This window comes from Aureispira sp. CCB-E (assembly GCF_031326345.1).
Taxonomy (GTDB): Bacteria; Bacteroidota; Bacteroidia; order Chitinophagales; family Saprospiraceae; genus Aureispira.
Window position 1 is genome coordinate 4563551 of sequence record NZ_CP133671.1, and the last position, 17514, is coordinate 4581064.

Below are 17514 nucleotides of genomic sequence, written 5' to 3' on the forward strand. Positions count from 1 at the left end.
TTTTTCAATGGCTGGTATTTTGGATAAATCGCCCTATTCTTAACAAAACGCTATCGCAAAATAAATTATAAAAAGCGCTTGGTATACGCCATCCCTGTTTTGGCAGCAACAGATTTTAGTTTCAATTTAGTTGCTGCAAGGCTAAACTGTTGTCCTTTTAGTACCTGTTTATGATAATTTACCTCATTAACGACTCGACGCACAGCATAATCGTAATAACGTTTGGGATAAGTTCGCTTAAAATCTCGATCCCGATCTGTACTTGTATTCCAATCATTAACAGTTGTTTGCAATGCATCTACCTGCTCATAAAGTCCTGTTCCCTTGATAGGATAAGCAATCGTAATTGTGAAATGATCTGGATTCGATGTTTTTAGGTGATGAATGGTTTCTTCTATGTCTTCCTCTGTTTCGCCAGGATAACCTAACATAATAAATGTTCCCGCCTCAATTCCTTTTTTGCGAGTAAGTTGAATCATAGAACGGACTTGATGCACGTCAACCCTTCTATCCATAGCATCAATAATTTTTTGCGAGCCACTCTCTGCACCAATCCAAATACGAAAACAACCTGCTTTTTTCAACAAATCAATCACCGATTCATCCATTCGATCTGCCCTAGTAATACATTCAAAAGGAATAATTGCATTGCGTTCATTCACCTCTTGCGCAAACGCTGCCAACCATTTGTGGCTTACCGTAAATACATCATCTACAAACCATAGCGTTTCTGGATTATAACACGTTTTAATGTGTACTAATTCATCCACCACTACCTTAGGAGAACGCCTCCGATAACTTTGCCCATATACAGCAGTGCTGCACCACTTACAAGTATAAGGACAACCTCGTTGAGTACTTACAGAGACTGCATTCAGACCATGATGTTTTTTCCATGTATGTAAGTATTGATGTAGATTTATTTTTTTGCGATTGGGAAAGGGCAAATCATCTACTGGACGCAATCGCTTTCGTGCTTTTGTCTTAAATATTTCTCCATCACTTGTGCGATATGCCAAGCCATCAATATGGGCAAACTCTTGACGATTCCCTTGTGCAATGGTTTGGGCAATTTCAAGCATTGTTTGTTCACCTTCTCCTATTACAACTATATCCGCTCCTGTAGCCAGATAGTCAGTTATATTGTAAGTAACATCAGGTCCTCCCAATACCACAATCGTATCTTTTAGTATAGAACTAGAACGAATGAATTGTACCAACTCAATCACATTTACTTTTGTCATCAGATTGGTATAAATGGGAATTAAGTCTGGTTGCTTTTGCTCCAGGTGTTGATACAGTTCTTTTTTAGTAGAAAAAGTAGTGTCAAACACTGTATTATCCACACCATTTTTTTCCAACCAAGCTGACAAATACAAAATCCCCAGAGGTGGGTAGGGGCGCATAATTTCCTGCTCTTTTTCGTCTTCTTTTATAAAATATCCGTGTGTAAAAATTATCTTCATTAATTTTTTTTAGGTCTCAATACAATCATATAATGGTCACTCCATCGGGCACAAACTTTGGGAGTCCATTTTTCTAGTTGATTCAACCCTCGAAGCAACGAAGGTTTATTTTTAAACCAATTATCCAAATAAGAGGGAGGCAACATAAATCCAATCGGATAAGTCTGTTGACAATGAAACTCCATTTGCAAAAGATGACCAAATTCTTTGGGGCTATAATACCAAGTATCTACGGTAGTGGCAAGAGTCAACGGGGCGGCAATTGCTTCCTTAGCCTCTCGTCTCCAAGCTTTTTTGAATTGCCCTTTAAAAGTAAAATACAACGTTTCCCACCAACAAAACCTTGACATCACGACTCCTATAAAACGACCATTGGGTTTCAGTAAACGTTGCAAAACAATACTTATTTTTTTTAATTCTTTAGGTGACACACAATTCAAACCTCCAAAATCAGAAAAAATAAGATCGTATTTATCATTCGAATTCAACTGCTCCAAATCTTGTATTCCTAGCCTTTGGCAAGTGATATTTGTCTCCAATTTATTTTCTAAAACCTTCTCTTTAGTTACGGCAACCATCGTCTCCGAAATATCCGTTGCCAAAACAGAACAGCCCTGTTTTGCCAACCAAATGGCATCTTCTCCTGTCCCGCAATTCAGTTCCAAAACAGAACAATTAGAATATGTAGATACATACCTTTGAAGATAATTATATACTCGCTTGCGTTGTAGTACGCCTGTTTGAGTATGTGTAAATTCACGATCGTAGACCTTCGCTATACTATTAAAAGGTTGCTCTATAGGTTGTTGATTTAATTTAGGCATTTTCCAAACGTTTTAAACGCATTTTATCTATTGCCGCAGCAGGAAGATAATAAAATGTTCCCAGTGCTGAGCGCAAGCGTACCCGATTGGTTTTTTGAGGAGATTTTAATAATAGTTTCAAATTTTCCCAACCTTGCTTCTTCCGAAATACCTTGTGCACCAACCGATGTAATCGTCTATAAAAAGCAGGCGAAAAAGTAGCTTGATACATCATATCCAAATCATCAGAGTCTTCCCAGTTTTGTTTGTCTTTTAATTCTGCCTGCACCATCTCAAAAAATTTAGTTCCTGGCAAGGGATAAGAAACAGAAATTCCAATATCATCTGGCAGCAAATCCAACAACATTTGAATCGTTTTTTCGATATCTTCCATTGTTTCTCCTAAATAGCCAAACTGCAAAAAGAAAGCGACTTTTACCCCTTTGCTTTTTAGAAGCTTCGTAGCTTCGTAAATTTGTGCAACATCCGTTCCTTTGTCCATAGCATCCAAAATCTTTTGAGATCCTGATTCTGCGCCCACCCAAACGGTCTCTAAGCCTGACGCTGCCAAGGCATCTATGGTATCCTCTTTTAGCAATAAGTCAACCCTAGATTGAATTTTGTACTGAATGGATAAATTACGAGTTTGCAACAAATCTCGAAAAGATTGTACCCACCCAGGCTTTAAGCCAAAAATATCATCACATACCCAAAAGTACTCTGCACCATACTTCGTTACCAGCATCTCGATTTCGTCAACAATACGCTCTGGCGATCTCGAATTGTAACGATTGCCATAAATAGGCTTTGCACACCAATTGCATTTATAAGGACACCCTCTAGTTGTTGCAATATTCAACGAAAAGTAACCTTGTTTTTGAAGCCATATCTTTCGATATGCCTCAATATCCACCAAATCCCATGCAGGTTGTGGCAATTCATCCAAATTTCTTAAGACAGGTCTCCTTGGATTTTTTATAATAGTCCCCAACTCATCCGACCACACCATTCCTAAAACAGAAGCTTTATTGATCTTTTCCGATTCAAGTGCATTGATCAACTCTAATAAGGTCTGCTCTCCTTCTCCTAACAGTACATAATCTGCTCCTTTTTCCAAATACTTGGCATAATGATCTGTCGAATCAGAACTAGAAACAATTACCGTACAATCTCGTGCTTTGCCATAAGCAATCATCTCAAAAGCCGCCTCCCGCATCTTTGTCAAACACATCTTTGTCAAGTAGTTAAACCCATCATCATAGATAATCAAATATTGTGGTTTTTCTTGATCCAAAACAGGAATTATTTCGTCCGTTCGCTCTTTTAAGTTGGTATCATATAATCCCACGTCATAGCCTTCTTGCCGCATCAAAGCGGCTGCATAAATCGTTCCGTAGGGCGGGTAAGGACGTCCATCTTCCCACTGTTTGGGATCAAAGCGATAAAAATAAGAATGTGTAAATAATAATTTCATACGTATACGATAATAGTTAGAGACAGATGATACGATAATAGATCTTGCTATTAATTTTTTATAACTCTGAGGGAGTCATATAAAGCTGGATTTGATGTTGTTGTTCAAAATTTTGGACTCGTTCGGCAAAAGCTTTGATAACTTTTTGTTGGAATAATCGAGGATGATGCTTGGAAACATTTCGTCTTGATTTTAGGGCAATGTTAAAATCTTCTACAGGCATATCTTCAAACTTTATATTCCATCTTTTCAAGGTTTTTTTCATAAAAAAAAGATCCAACCAATCGCCTAACCTAGTATTTAATAATGCTTCCGTAAGATATTGCACCCATCTTTGTTTCTCTGGCAAGGTCTGCTTCAAATCACGAGGTTTTACGTTGGGATAATAGTTTTCTAACCAATCGTTAGCCAGCCAAAAATCTTGGTAAATTTGAGTCCCATACATTGGCAAAACAGTAGCCACTTCTGTTGCTGTGAAACGATTTTTTTCTTCGATTTCAAGCAAATGCTCATCGACAAAATAGTTAACGCAAAAGTGTTTTTTAGAATTGAATAAGAAAATCTTTTTAAATAAAATTAAAAAAGTTCGAGCTACCCACAAACGTTGGGGCTTGGTAACAATAAAATAGTCTATATCCCCATCCGAGGGCATTACATTTTTGGATAGTGATCCTGAGATAAATACTCCTCGAACATATGGGAAAAAAGTCATTAACTGCGTCATTCTTTTAGCTCGTTTGAGATACCTTAATGCGCGTTGATTGTTCTCTCTTCGACTTGTTACCCAATTCGGTCGATTCGCCAACAGGTAAAACTGGTCTATTTTATATAAATAGCCCTTTGCTACCAACTCCTCTAAAATCTCCTGCACCTCTTTTATTAATGTTTTATCAGACGATTTATGACAACTAAATTCGTGTACTTCTTCTACTGTTAAGGGGTAAGAAAAAATATCATAATAAAATAAGGGTTCTAATATTCGACTAACGATTTTCCAATCAGTAGTATTAGATTTTGTGGGGAACTTCATACTATTTTGTTAGTTCATTAAAAAGTGTGTTATTTGCGTTTTTTGACACAAATAAGGTGCTTAAGCTATTGGATTAGCTAATATAACATCAAAAAATGACTTTATTCTTGAACATCCCTAATCAACCAAAACATTTCAAACAAAGTTTATCGAAGCATAAATACATTCAAATCACTAAAAACCAATGCTATAAAAATCAAATCAACTATAATATTTCCAAGAAAAGCTATTTTTTGTTTTTGATCTAGCTCAAATAAAGTTTCATATTTGTAGTATTCCAAAATCTAAATCATCGCTTTGTTTATATTTATATATAAAATATTAATTTTAAATCATAATCAAAACTTAATCACTACTTTGTTTAAAACACAAACAAATCCTGAACTTGTAAAGAAACAATTAAAATTTAATTTTTATCGACCAAAAGTATACATTTAACAATCATACTGTATTCACACCGCACTAAATATACAAAAGAAACTTATATCACAATGACAAAAAATCTCAGTTTAAAAATCCAGTATGCAATTTTTGCCTGCCTCCTCTGGTTTGGACTAATAAGGTCTAGCCAAGCGCAAATGTTGACACTAGATTATGACGTTGACTCCAACTGTATTGTTACGATTAATCTACTAGACAGCAATAATATTGTTGCTAGTTTTAACCCTCCCTACCATTTTTCACTTGGAGGTATTAACGTCAGTAGCAACTCTTTAGGATCGGTTAGTATTGACGCATCTCAACTCGCCGCCAATTCCTTTTACTCAATAGAAGTCATTGATGGGAACTTAAATTACTACTATGATAGTATAAACCTTATTTGTGGACAAACTTTTAACGGTCCTAGTATTTTATTGACCGATTCGCTTCTCCAAAGCCCAACGACTTGCACCCAATGTAATGGTTCAGGACAAATAAGTATTTTAAACCCTAATGGATCGCCGTATACATTTCAGTGGAGTGATGGGATCACTGCTACAGACACGCTTCAACATACTAGAAATAACTTGTGCCCTGGTATTTATACCATTGTTGTTACAGATAACGCTGGCAATAGAAGCGCTACTAGTCTAACCGTTACTTGTAATAGTCCTACTACTCCTCAAGTAGCGACTTGTTTTAATAGCATTACTCGTTATTTAGATGCTAATAATCAAGTAAGCATAACACCTAACGATCTAAGTCTTATAGGAATTGACACCAATAAAACTCAAGCTTATCTCATTGATCCATCAGGAGCAATAACTACCAGCCAATATTTTGATTGCAATAACTTAGGGTATCACTATTTCACTTTATTGCTTATTGATTCTATTCAGCAAATTCCAGATACTTGTACTGTCTTGGTAAATATTCAGGATACTCTAAATGCTTGTAATGGACTTATTGGCAACACTAATGAAGTAATTGGAAATACAACCAATTCTTCTAACTGTGCTACTTGTGATGGAAGCTATACTTTCATCCAATTCATGGACAGCACTACCGCTACAGGACCAGCTACGTTTGCATGGAGTGATGGCTCTACTGCTGGACCAATCAGAACAGATTTGTGTCCTGAGCAAAATTATGTCCTTTCCGTTAGTGATGTCAATGGAGTTATTCATACTGCAATCGTCAGTACAGGCTGTTTTAATGGCGCCTGTATAGATAGTAATTTGATCGATTCAGCATTAAGCTGCCCTGCTGTTTATGCGCCAGTTTGTGGTTGTGATAGTCTCACTTATATAAATGCTTGTGTCGCTACCCATAAATATGGCATTGCGAGTTGGACACAAGGACCTTGTGGTGGCACCAATAGTTTGTCCTTAATTGTTTCTACAACTCCTGATGCTAGTTGCGATACTATTATTGGTTGTTCTGGAACTGTCAATATTTCTGTATTGGGCGGCTTACCTCCTTATAACATCACTTGGAGTGATACGACCATCTCTGGTTTTTCTCCAACCAATATGTGTCCAGGCAATTATACCGTTGTTGTTAGTGACTTATTTGGCTACAGCGTAGCTTCGATTGTTACTGTTGGGGTAAGCGGTTGTGTATGGCCAGGTGATACGGATGATAATACGGTAGCCAACAACTTTGATTTATTACCAATTGGATTGGCTTATGGTGACGCAGGACCTCCGAGAGCAATCACCTCCAATACATGGACACCTTACGCTGCTTCCGACTGGAGTACAACTCCAATTATCGATTTACCCAATGGAAAGCACTTTGACTCCAATGGAGATGGTGTTGTTGATTCTCTAGATATCAATGCGATTCAACTTAACTACGGTCGTTCTTACTTCCGTTCTGGGGGGCACTCTTTAGCTGGTATTAGCCCATTTGGTATCAATAATGCTATTGCCAATACAGGCGATAGTCTAGCGACTGATATTTATTTAGGAAGTACTTTTTATCCAATAACGGATGCTTATGGTCTAGCGTTTACGATTAACTACAATCCAGATCATATCGAAGCAGGTTCAGTAATGGTGGACTTTAGCAATTCTTGGCTAGGTAATGATCTTATTCATATTCAAAAAGTCTTTCATAGAGTTGGTCAAATTGAAGTTGCTGTCTCTAGAAAAGATAAATACCCTATTAGTGGACAGGGACCTATTGGAGCCATGCATTTCACTATTAAAGATGACCTAATTATGGGTAAATGGTCATCAGATACTATTATTTCTCCAGTAACAATTTCGTCTGTTCGTCTTATTAACCACCAGAATTTGGAAATTGGAACAACACCAATAACAGGTCATATCACTATTTCAGGGCTTTTAGATATACCTCCTACTCCTGATAATTTAGATATTCGATTGTTCCCTAACCCAACAGATGGCTTACTAAATATCATCAGCGAAAAATCAGAAATTACCTCTATCAAAGTATTTAATGCTATGGGGCAATTAATTGACAGCAATAATAGTCCTGATCCATATACTAATAAAATTTCTATGGAAAGATTAGCTTCAGGTGTTTACTTTTTATCAATCCAAACAAATAATGGAATTTATAATCAAAAAGTAAAAGTAATCCACTAAAAACAGTACGTTTAAATATACTTCTTCACAGTTTTTCTAAAGTTACCTTAGTTTATTTTTTCAACTAGGGTAACTTTTTTTTAGAGTAAATGAGTAGAAAACTAGGTTTATTTTGAGTGTTAATTGAAAAGCAAACAGAAGCGTTACTTTCGCTACTTTCCTTTAGTTCCTTCCTGCATTACACGAAGACACGAACTTGTGCAACTCAATTGGTTGGGACTATCTAAGAATTACGTTTTTTTTTGCAACGTAGCATATACAAATACAAAAATCACCCCAACCCATATGTCAAGGTGATTTTTATTACAAATAGCTTTAAGAGCAAATAAATCTTCTCAAACTATTCTATTATTTTTTGATAAAACGACTAGTAGATACGCCTTCGGATGTTTCAGCTGTGACAAAATAAACTCCCATTGCAAGATTACTTACGTCAATGGTTTGTTTTTCGGAAGTTACATTTTTGCTTTGGCTTAAATAAACCACACGACCAGATACATCTGTCATAATATATGTAACATCGATAGGAGCATCAAATTCTACTTCGACATTCAAATGATTTCCTACTGGATTAGGATAAACGCTCATTGTAGCATTCTCTGCCTCCAATATTGCTTGATTTCCTGTTATCAACGCTGAGGAGTTCAAATGCAATCCTATAGAAGGTACTTCATCGAACCCTGTGAAACCTGCGAACCAATCTATAGAACCAGCCGCATCAACTACTCTCATAGTAGATGGAGCTACTGGTGATGCATTAGAAGTTGTCCCTATATTCATAGCATAGTTCAAACGATCTACTCCATGAATTGGCACATCGTTAAACCCAAAAGTTGAAACCCCGCCAGCCAAGGAAGGTTGTGTTAAAACAGAAATATAATAAAATCCTCCATCGGATAAGGGACCCATTGGTCCTCCTGACGAAGCATCTGCAAAGCTACGAACTACAGCCAAGCCATAATCACCATTGGCAACAGTAGTCCCCAAACCAGTTAAAGCCATCGTTCCTATCCCCACTTGTGTTAATTCATCGCCCGTCACAAATCCATTAGATGCTCCACCATTAGAACCATCTACATATTCATAGATATTGATAAACATCGTTTGGTTGGCTGCTCCTGTAAAACCAGAAGGTACGTAGTAACGGAAATCAATAGAATCTATTTTTATATCGTCTGTCATTCCTTTTGGAAAATAAAATACAGACCCATACTCAAATGCTGAATGTGGCGCCCCCCCTGGGAATATGCGACTACGGGCAAATACTCGACCATCTGAATTGGCTAACCTCGCTTTAGACAAGTAATGCGAAGAAGCCCCTCCTTGATCATCTGTAATAACAAAAGAATGTCTAATGGTATCATTCTCTGGTGTTCCATCTGCATTGTTATGCTCTACCCAATACGTCACATAGTAACGCCCAGCACCATTGTTCATAATAAAATCTAAATCTCTCAAGTAGTCAACTAAACCAATACCGTTGCGATCATTTGATTTGATCGAATCGGTCGCCCCTCCTACAATTGTATCTAAATAAACCCCTGTTGTTAAGGCTCCTGTCACGGCATCTTCAAAGTCAATAGAGCACTTCACTCTTGGTGCATCCGCTGGCAAGATATTTTTCCATCCATTATTAATAACTTTCGCTCCCCATAACCATTCACCCAAGTTGTAACGATCAATGTTCACAAGCGGATTATAAGCATTGTTACCTATTCTAACCATATCTCCAACACCAAAATAAGTTGGTGCATCTGCATCTGGAAGTCCTATAGCAATATCATATTCTGGAGCCATTTCGATAACAATATCATCCAAAATAGAAAAATAAAGCTCTCCATCAAATGAAAATTTCAAGCGACACTGAGACAAGTTAGCCACCCCTGCTGTTACAGATGGAAACATAGCTCTAACCATCCCTCGAACAAAAGAGTTTTGAGGAGTAGGTTGCAATGCAGGTATACTAACAGGTGTACTCCATGTTGTCCCATCATCTGTAGAAATCGACAAGGATAACTCTGTCAATCGAAAAGGTCTATAATAAGAATAGAACTGCACAACAATAGCAGAATCGGTAGCTCCAGTCAAGTCTATTCTTGGAGAAATCAACTCTCCCCTATGTTCTGCTGGAGAAGTTCCTGTTCCTGGAGCAGTACTAACGCCTCCATTATCCATAAAGTCAGAATCAAATATTGCCACTCCATTTGCCGCCGAAACAGAATTGGCAGGATTTAATGTACCGACATAAGCACCTTGCGAAATACCTGTGGTACTTCTTACCCAATAAGCATTTCCAGGCATCACAGCCGCATCATTTTCATTGACGGTCAACGCAGTCCATTGAGTTGCAGAATAAGACCCTGCCGTTGTTGACTGTACAAAAGCATTTTGAAACTCTGCATCTGCTTGACCATTAGATGCTCCAACTCCCCATAGTTTTGTTTGCGCATTGGCAGCTCCTACAGATAATAGAAAACTGAGCACAAAGGTCGCACATTCTAGTAATCTTAGTTTTTTCATGATTAAAATAATTGTACTGTAAATAAATTGGATTAATAAATCAGTTTAAGGGATTGATTTTTTAGTGACTTACTTATCTTTAAATTTACAATTTTATAACAACAAAACCATAACATTTTATTAAGATTTTAAGATTTTTTTTTGTGTATTTAATTATATTTTAGACTGTTGTGCCTATTTTTAGATTTTGCTAAAAATAGAATAGATAGAAATTCATCTTGTTTTTTTACCAAACAATCGTTTGATTAAACTTTATTATTTATATTGCTACCTATTCATTCTAATCTTCAAAAACAACTTCAATAGGTTTCTTTTTTTAGATAAGGTGAGTTTGACCAAAATCAATCAATTTATAATTTACTATTATGACAAAGGAAAAATATCCGCATTTGCTAGCCCCTTTAGACTTAGGATTTACCACCCTTAAAAACAGAGTTCTTATGGGTTCTATGCATACAGGGTTAGAAGAAGGAGACCCCAAAGTATTGGCTGCTTATTTTGCAGAACGTGCCCGCGGACAAGTTGGACTTATTGTTACAGGAGGTATCTCTCCCAATCACGCTGGTGTTGTCAAACCATTAGCTGCTCAACTAAAGAAAAAATCTCAAATTGCACATCATAAAGTAGTTACAGACGCGGTACACAAGGAAGGGGGCAAAATTTGCATGCAAATTCTACATGCAGGACGATATGCTTATGTTCCTTATTGTGTTTCTGCTTCTTCTACCAAATCTCCGATTTCTATGTTTAAAGCATGGAAGTTGCCCAATTTCATGATTAATTGGACGATTAACGACTATGCTAATTCTGCTTATTTAGCACAACAAGCGGGGTATGATGGTGTAGAAATTATGGGTTCTGAAGGCTATCTCATCAATCAATTTATCGCTGCTCGAACCAACAAAAGAACAGATAAATGGGGCGGCAGTTATGAAAATCGCATCCGCTTTGCACTAGAAATTGTTCGAAAAACCAGAGCACGTGTTGGCAAAAACTTTATCATCATATTTAGATTATCGATGCTTGATTTAGTTGAAGGAGGATCTACATGGGAAGAAATTGTTCAACTAGCAAAAGGCTTAGAAGAAGCAGGCGTTACTATTATTAATACGGGTATTGGCTGGCACGAAGCACGTGTTCCCACCATATCTACTAGGGTTCCAAGAGCAGCTTTTGCTTGGGTTACCGAAAAGATGAAAGGAGAAGTTTCTATCCCTTTAATTGCAACCAATCGTATCAATATGCCTAGTGTTGCCGAAAGTATCCTTGCCGAAGGGAAAGCAGACATGGTTTCTATGGCCCGCCCTTTTTTGGCAGACCCAGAGATTGTTCTAAAGACAATGGAAGGAAGAGAGGACGAAATTAATACTTGTATTGCTTGTAATCAAGCCTGTTTAGACCATGTCTTTGAACAAAAGAAAGTTTCTTGCTTAGTCAACCCACGCGCTGGTCATGAAACAGAACTCAACTATCTACCAACCAATAACAAAAAGAAAATCGCTGTTGTAGGCGCTGGTCCTGCGGGCTTATCAGCCTCTACTGTTGCCGCTCGTCGAGGACACCAAGTTACCCTATTTGATGCGAGCCATGAAATAGGTGGACAATTTAATATGGCGAAACAAATTCCTGGCAAAGAGGAATTTTACGAAACAATTCGATACTTTAAACGTCAGATAGAGTTGACTGGTGTTCATCTTAAATTAAATACTAAAGTAAGTGCTGAAGATTTGATTGGCAATTTTGATGAAATAATTCTAGCAACAGGGATTAGTCCAAGAGTCATTCAACTAGAAGGAGAAAATCATCCCAAAACATTAACTTACATCGAAGTACTAAGAGACAAGAAGCCTGTTGGAAACAGGGTTGCGATTATTGGTGCTGGTGGAATTGGATTTGATGTAGCTGAATATTTGTCGCACGAAGGTGTTGCGCCTAGTGTTGACATTCCTACTTATATGAGTGAATGGGGTGTAGACATGACCTTAGAAAGTCGTGCAGGACTTACCGCTCCAGAAGTACACCCTTCTCCTAGAGAAATTTATTTACTCCAACGAAAGAAGAAAAAAGTAGGTGGTGGCTTGGGCAAAACAACTGGTTTTGGGCATCGTGCAAGCCTCAAGAAAAAGAAAGTACAAATGCTTAATGGGGTATCCTATCAAAAGATTGATGATCAAGGACTACATGTTACCATTGATGAAAAACCGCAAATATTGGAAGTTGATAACGTCATTATATGCGCTGGGCAACTACCATTAAAAACCTTATATGCTCCTTTGGAAGCTGCTGGGGCAAAAGTACACCTCATTGGAGGGGCTGATGTTGCTGCAGAACTAGACGCCAAACGAGCAATTAACCAAGGCGCTCGATTAGCTGCTAAAATTTAACTTTACCAACTACTAAAACAAAAAAACCGTTGATAACAATTGCTATCAACGGTTTTTTTTGAGTATCACTAAGTGTGGTCAATATACAATGCTTATTTTGCTTTGTTTTTGATCTCTTGTACTTCAAGACGGATGCTTTGAGCAAGAGTTTTGATTTCTTGCATACCTTTACGTACACGAGTACCAGCAGCATTATTGTTGTCATTGTAGAATTTTCCAAAATCAGCTTCTAAAGCATCAACGATGCCTTTTAATTCATTAAATTTGTCCATTACAGTTTCTTTGTTTTCTTTTGCAATAAATGAATATTACAAAGGTGTTTTTAAAAAAATCCTTTTTCAAGGGAAAGCAAATGTACAATAACATCTAAAATATCCAAAACACACACCCTTTTTTTTTAAAAAATCGCTCTAAAAGTCGGTTATTAGGGTGTTTCAGGCTGTAAAAGTGTTTTAAAAAGTAATTAAAAGGCGATCTATAAGTAAAATAAAATGCTATTTTTAAGCATTCTGAGTACGCTCTAAAAATAGCAGAAAATCACTTAACAGTGTCCTAAGGCAGTTTTTAATAAAGTTCTTGAAGTACTGTAAGCGTCTGATCCAAATGATGCTCTGTAAAATCAAGATGTGTCACCAAGCGAATTTGTTGAGGACCAAAAGCAACCGTTCTTACTCCCTTATTTTGCAATTTATTAATTACGTCTATATGAGACAAATCTTCCCTCACCTCAAATACTACTATATTGGTATACACTGGCAATACATCCTTAACAAAAGAACACTTTTCTAAGGTTTCTCCTAAAGTTTTTGCTCTAGCATGATCTTCCTTCAATCGTTCAATATTGTTTTTTAAGGCAAAACTTGCAGCAGCAGCCAAGCTACCCGCTTGGCGCATCCCACCTCCAAATATTTTTCGAATTCGCCTAGCCTTTTTAATGCTTTCTTTTGTTCCAAGTAACACCGAACCTACTGGCGCTCCCAAACCTTTGGACAAACAAACAGAAATGGTATCAAACTCCGCTCCTAAATCTTGAGCCGTATAATCTGACTCAACAATAGCGTTAAAAACTCTAGCTCCATCTAAATGCAACTTCAACCCTCTCCTTTTACAAAGTTGTCTAATTTTTCTTATTTCTTCTATATCGTACATTGTTCCACCTCCTTTGTTACAAGTATTTTCTAAACTCACCAATTGTGTTTCAGGAAAATGTGGGTCATCTGGCTGAATTGCTGCTTCTATTTGTTCTGCGGTCAACCGTCCCTGTTTGCCTTCTAAAAGATGCGTTGCTAAGCCTGAATTAAACCCAATTCCACCACCTTCGTACTTGTAAATATGCGACAACTGATCACAGATTAACTCCCCAGGCGCATTACTATTTATTTTAATGGCAATTTGATTTGTCATTGTCCCTGAAGGACAAAAAACAGCTGCTTCCATACCAAACAAATCAGAAACATAAGCTTCTAACGCATTAATAGAAGGATCATCACCAAACACATCATCTCCTACTGGTGCTTCTAACATAATTTGTTTCATTGCCAATGAAGGTCGAGTCACCGTATCACTCCTTAAGTCGATCATTATTTTTATTTTGTTTTGCAATTTTTTTTGACAACTTAAAGATACGACTTCATCACAGTAGTCACAACTATAGAACTAATCTTTTAAAACCTTGTGGCACGTTATATTTCTTCCATTTGTTAGTCGCAACCAATACATCCCTTTGGGAAGTGTTTCTGGAACCTCAAGCTTTACTTTTTGATTTTGGTATACCTCAGATAAATGAATTGGCATACACTCTCCAAGACTATTCCATAACTCTATTTCTAACGCTTCAAGCGCAATGTCTTCCTCAAATTTAACCTCTATTTGATGGACAAATGGATTTGGATAAACATTAATAACCATATTTGATGTTGAATGATTCAAGACTTTTATAGCAGAATGTTCTATAATTTCTGCTTTTAAGACCATCTCTAGACGGTAATAATTCGCTCCACTCAAAGGATTATTATCCTCCCATTCTTGCAATGACTTTAATTCTTCTAATGTTGCGATGGTTTCAAAATGAATTCCGTCTGAACCTCTTTGGATGTGTATCTCTTGGTATGATTCTATATTAGACACTTCCCAAGATAGCAAGCTTGTCATCACCCCTCTTTTTTTGACTTGAAATTGTTTCAATGGAAGCACAATGTGAGCTTCAACAAATACATCATCTATAAAATAGTAGGCCGCTCGATTTATTAATATACAACCATTGGTAGCCGCAGTTCCTGTTAATTGAATGGTTGTTGTTGCATCATCATAAAAATTACCAATCGTCAACCACTCTTCTCCTCCCGAAGCAGTATAAATGCCACTGACCAACGTCCAATTATTGGCATCTGAGACTACCCCTGAAACTACTTGCGGAACCACATTAATAAATTGATTTCCTGCTTGAGGCGTCTGACTCGAAGAAAGATACATGCCTTTACCGTTGGTGGCATATTTGGTAGAATCGGGTCTTAATATCCAAAATCCAATATTATATCGTTGGCCTGCTGCTAATGGGCTTGTTAACCGTACTTGCAAATACTCTCTACCATTGGGAGCACCCAAATCATATACATCTACAATTCCAGCATAAGCATTGCCACTATGAGCAGGATTGGTGCTACCTCCCATATTGACAGGGATTCCTTTTGAAGCACAGCTTGCTGTTGAGGGGAAACCACAGACATTAAATAAATCAGGAGTAGTTGTAGAACCAGTTGGTCGCTGCCAAGGTAGTCTGATATTGCCAGTTGCACAACCTGAATTTTCAAAACTAGGGTCTGGAACCAAATTTTGACTTTGTGCTTTTATTAAAAATGCAAAAATTAAGATAAAAGAAAGACTTGTTTTCATTGCTATTACTATTAACTTAGTAGTTAGCTGTGCTGCTACTTCTTGGTTGTTGATTAATTCATGCGCTGTGTGTTTTTCGTTTTTAATAAAAAACACTTTACATTTAACTGATTCTATGCAATACAATAGTAACCTTTGTATTGTTTTTTTTCTACAACAAAAAAAGAATCTTGTTTATCCTTTTTTTCAACTATTATACGTATCTATCATTGGCTGATTTTTTTCTTACAATCAATCATCTATCATTAAATGGTACCAAATACATCATTACTAAAAAAGTATGTCTAAATAGATTACTTAGTTTATCTTCCTTATTTGACAGAAAATGTTTATTACATATAGAAAACACACATTCAATATCCAAATTAACTCATGAAACAAGATTTAAAGAAAACAGACTTTTTTTGCCTTGAAAAAAAACTTTGGCTTGCCAATCAAACCACGAACATTCGAGCATATGATTTTCAATTCACACCTCTTTTTTCAGTTTCTCGACCTCGTATAAATGAGCCATCAAAAATTGTTGCTAGAATTGGTGCCATTGCAGATTATTCCTCATTATATCTTACCTATCAAGAATTGGGTTTTGATGCAAGCGTTGCTCCATTTTTACTTTGGCAAAATATTCTTGAACTAGAAAACAACCATTCAACTTATGAAATTTATAAATAAACTACTATCCAAATTTAAAGGGAAGGCAACCAATGATCATTTTCCTATAACTATAGAAGTTGTCCCAAATCAGCTATCCGTTATTGTTGACGAGCATCAAATCCCTAAAAGTATGGGTAACAGCAACCTTAATGCTCTGTCTTATCTTAGCAAAGGGCTAACATCAGTGGGGCAACAAGAATTGTTTTTTGTTCTAAAAACCAATCAAATTGATGTGTCAAATATCCCACAAGATCCTCTATTTTTTCTAGCCCAAGTCTATCAATTAGCACAACAAGGGCGCATTGTCAAAGAGGGTGATATTACACAATTTGGCAGTAAAGATATGTGGGGATGGAAAGGCATTGTATATGCCCCTGCGCCATTGCATTTGCAATCCAAACTTCCCCAAAATTGCCTCAGTATGATTCTATTAACTTTAGAAGAAGTGCAAGCAGTTCAAGATTTTGGAGCCCTTAGAATTTTATCTATGCTAGGCAAACAAGCCCGCTATTATCCATTTCCTTACTGGACAGACCATCATCGGGAAAACTTGTTAATTAAAGAACTTCAGGATAGTTTGTTATTGCGTGTCAATCGGGTCAATTTGAGAGAAGCGACTGTTACCATGTTAAATAACAATCACATCTATTTAAAAATTTCTACCTCTTTAAAAATTGACTTTCCTCCAGATGCCTTGTCGGGACCTGTGCCAATTGGCATCTTACCATCCTTGGCAGCAGAGGCAGATGCTTGTCTAACTTGGTCTTTTGCTCCCAATACACCAGAAGCCATTACCCTTCCTAATAGCAATGGTACGGTTATTAGTGGTTGTATGTTGGTATTAATTGGCGAACAATCCGAAAATTCTAGTCGAATGCTTGAGGATGGTTTTGCATTATTATTAACAAAAGAAGCATGGGAAGCATTTTGGATGGCATTTGAAAAACAAGAAGTTTATCACTTAAAAACGGCTGGGGAAAACTTAGATTTTTCACTTATTTGGGAATAAAATATTAGTTATACTCCTTGGATTAGTAGTTCGTTGATTTTTTACTTTTTTAGCTCGCTGCGCTCGTGAGATCGCAAACTTAGTTACCCAAAAGATAAAAAATCACATTTATACTAGTTTAGCTGCGCTGCTACTTCGTGGTACTTCGTAAGTGCTGCGCAGTTGATAATCAAAATTTTAACACAAAACATAGTAAATTCACAACTTATTAATTATCAAACTAATAAAGTTTTTCAATGACCACGCA

At 36.9% G+C, this 17514-nt stretch carries 12 protein-coding genes; 4 read left to right on the forward strand and 8 right to left on the reverse strand.

Going from position 1 to position 17514, the window contains the following annotated elements:
• Nucleotides 1–65 precede the first annotated feature (65 nt).
• Genes QP953_RS17745 through QP953_RS17760 form a run of 4 tightly spaced genes read right to left on the reverse strand, consistent with a single transcriptional unit; the run spans nucleotide 66 to nucleotide 4773 of the window.
• Complete coding sequence (locus QP953_RS17745) at nucleotides 66–1466, reverse strand: B12-binding domain-containing radical SAM protein (RefSeq protein WP_309552160.1); 1401 nt, start codon at nucleotides 1464–1466, stop codon at nucleotides 66–68.
• Nucleotides 1466–2290: a methyltransferase domain-containing protein gene (locus QP953_RS17750; protein WP_309552162.1), complete on the reverse strand. Its 825-nt coding sequence runs from the start codon at nucleotides 2288–2290 to the stop codon at nucleotides 1466–1468. Before QP953_RS17750 ends, QP953_RS17745 begins: the two co-directional genes overlap by 1 nt.
• The gene (locus QP953_RS17755) at nucleotides 2283–3743 is read right to left on the reverse strand and encodes a radical SAM protein (RefSeq protein WP_052597342.1); all 1461 of its coding nucleotides are present in this window, start codon (nucleotides 3741–3743) and stop codon (nucleotides 2283–2285) included. Before QP953_RS17755 ends, QP953_RS17750 begins: the two co-directional genes overlap by 8 nt.
• Nucleotides 3744–3801: 58 nt before the next feature.
• Nucleotides 3802–4773: a hypothetical protein gene (locus QP953_RS17760; RefSeq protein WP_052597344.1), complete on the reverse strand. Its 972-nt coding sequence runs from the start codon at nucleotides 4771–4773 to the stop codon at nucleotides 3802–3804.
• 491 nt (nucleotides 4774–5264) lie between these two features.
• Here QP953_RS17760 and QP953_RS17765 point away from each other — a divergent pair, with 491 nt between their 5' ends.
• Nucleotides 5265–7808, forward strand: coding sequence for a T9SS type A sorting domain-containing protein (locus QP953_RS17765; protein WP_309552164.1), 2544 nt, complete (start codon nucleotides 5265–5267; stop codon nucleotides 7806–7808).
• A 348-nt stretch (nucleotides 7809–8156) separates the two neighbouring features.
• Here the strand turns inward: QP953_RS17765 and QP953_RS17770 are convergent, their stop codons facing one another.
• A complete protein-coding gene (locus QP953_RS17770) occupies nucleotides 8157–10328 on the reverse strand; it encodes a T9SS type A sorting domain-containing protein (protein ID WP_052597350.1) in 2172 nt (723 codons plus the stop codon).
• A 365-nt stretch (nucleotides 10329–10693) separates the two neighbouring features.
• On the opposite strand from QP953_RS17770, the gene QP953_RS17775 reads away from it, so the two are divergent.
• Complete coding sequence (locus QP953_RS17775; RefSeq protein WP_052597352.1) at nucleotides 10694–12712, forward strand: NADPH-dependent 2,4-dienoyl-CoA reductase; 2019 nt, start codon at nucleotides 10694–10696, stop codon at nucleotides 12710–12712.
• A 92-nt stretch (nucleotides 12713–12804) separates the two neighbouring features.
• Here QP953_RS17775 and QP953_RS17780 read toward each other — a convergent pair whose 3' ends face one another.
• The 3 genes from QP953_RS17780 to QP953_RS17790 form a co-directional block, all read right to left on the reverse strand.
• Nucleotides 12805–12984, reverse strand: a complete 180-nt coding sequence (locus QP953_RS17780) for a hypothetical protein (protein ID WP_052597355.1) — start codon at nucleotides 12982–12984, stop codon at nucleotides 12805–12807.
• Nucleotides 12985–13276: 292 nt separating this feature from the next.
• Nucleotides 13277–14293, reverse strand: a complete 1017-nt coding sequence (locus QP953_RS17785) for a low specificity L-threonine aldolase (protein ID WP_052597357.1) — start codon at nucleotides 14291–14293, stop codon at nucleotides 13277–13279.
• Between the two features lie 75 nt (nucleotides 14294–14368).
• On the reverse strand, nucleotides 14369–15604 hold the full coding sequence (locus QP953_RS17790; RefSeq protein ID WP_309552166.1) for a T9SS type A sorting domain-containing protein: 1236 nt from the start codon (nucleotides 15602–15604) through the stop codon (nucleotides 14369–14371).
• Between the two features lie 372 nt (nucleotides 15605–15976).
• On the opposite strand from QP953_RS17790, the gene QP953_RS17795 reads away from it, so the two are divergent.
• Nucleotides 15977–16276: a hypothetical protein gene (locus QP953_RS17795; RefSeq protein ID WP_309552167.1), complete on the forward strand. Its 300-nt coding sequence runs from the start codon at nucleotides 15977–15979 to the stop codon at nucleotides 16274–16276.
• Nucleotides 16260–17267, forward strand: coding sequence for a hypothetical protein (locus QP953_RS17800; protein ID WP_309552168.1), 1008 nt, complete (start codon nucleotides 16260–16262; stop codon nucleotides 17265–17267). The genes QP953_RS17795 and QP953_RS17800 overlap by 17 nt, the downstream gene beginning before the upstream one ends.
• Nucleotides 17268–17514 lie beyond the last annotated feature (247 nt).

What these genes read in the sequence shown, in the direction of transcription:
- QP953_RS17755 (WP_052597342.1), bottom strand. Translation starts at nt 3,743, where the DNA reads ATGAAATTATTATTTACACATTCTTATTTTTATCGCTTTGATCCCAAA.
- QP953_RS17780 (WP_052597355.1), bottom strand. Translation starts at nt 12,984, where the DNA reads ATGGACAAATTTAATGAATTAAAAGGCATCGTTGATGCTTTAGAAGCT.
- QP953_RS17790 (WP_309552166.1), bottom strand. Translation starts at nt 15,604, where the DNA reads ATGAAAACAAGTCTTTCTTTTATCTTAATTTTTGCATTTTTAATAAAA.
- QP953_RS17795 (WP_309552167.1), top strand. Translation starts at nt 15,977, where the DNA reads ATGAAACAAGATTTAAAGAAAACAGACTTTTTTTGCCTTGAAAAAAAA.
- QP953_RS17785 (WP_052597357.1), bottom strand. Translation starts at nt 14,293, where the DNA reads ATGATCGACTTAAGGAGTGATACGGTGACTCGACCTTCATTGGCAATG.
- QP953_RS17745 (WP_309552160.1), bottom strand. Translation starts at nt 1,466, where the DNA reads ATGAAGATAATTTTTACACACGGATATTTTATAAAAGAAGACGAAAAA.
- QP953_RS17750 (WP_309552162.1), bottom strand. Translation starts at nt 2,290, where the DNA reads ATGCCTAAATTAAATCAACAACCTATAGAGCAACCTTTTAATAGTATA.
- QP953_RS17775 (WP_052597352.1), top strand. Translation starts at nt 10,694, where the DNA reads ATGACAAAGGAAAAATATCCGCATTTGCTAGCCCCTTTAGACTTAGGA.
- QP953_RS17765 (WP_309552164.1), top strand. Translation starts at nt 5,265, where the DNA reads ATGACAAAAAATCTCAGTTTAAAAATCCAGTATGCAATTTTTGCCTGC.
- QP953_RS17770 (WP_052597350.1), bottom strand. Translation starts at nt 10,328, where the DNA reads ATGAAAAAACTAAGATTACTAGAATGTGCGACCTTTGTGCTCAGTTTT.
- QP953_RS17800 (WP_309552168.1), top strand. Translation starts at nt 16,260, where the DNA reads ATGAAATTTATAAATAAACTACTATCCAAATTTAAAGGGAAGGCAACC.
- QP953_RS17760 (WP_052597344.1), bottom strand. Translation starts at nt 4,773, where the DNA reads ATGAAGTTCCCCACAAAATCTAATACTACTGATTGGAAAATCGTTAGT.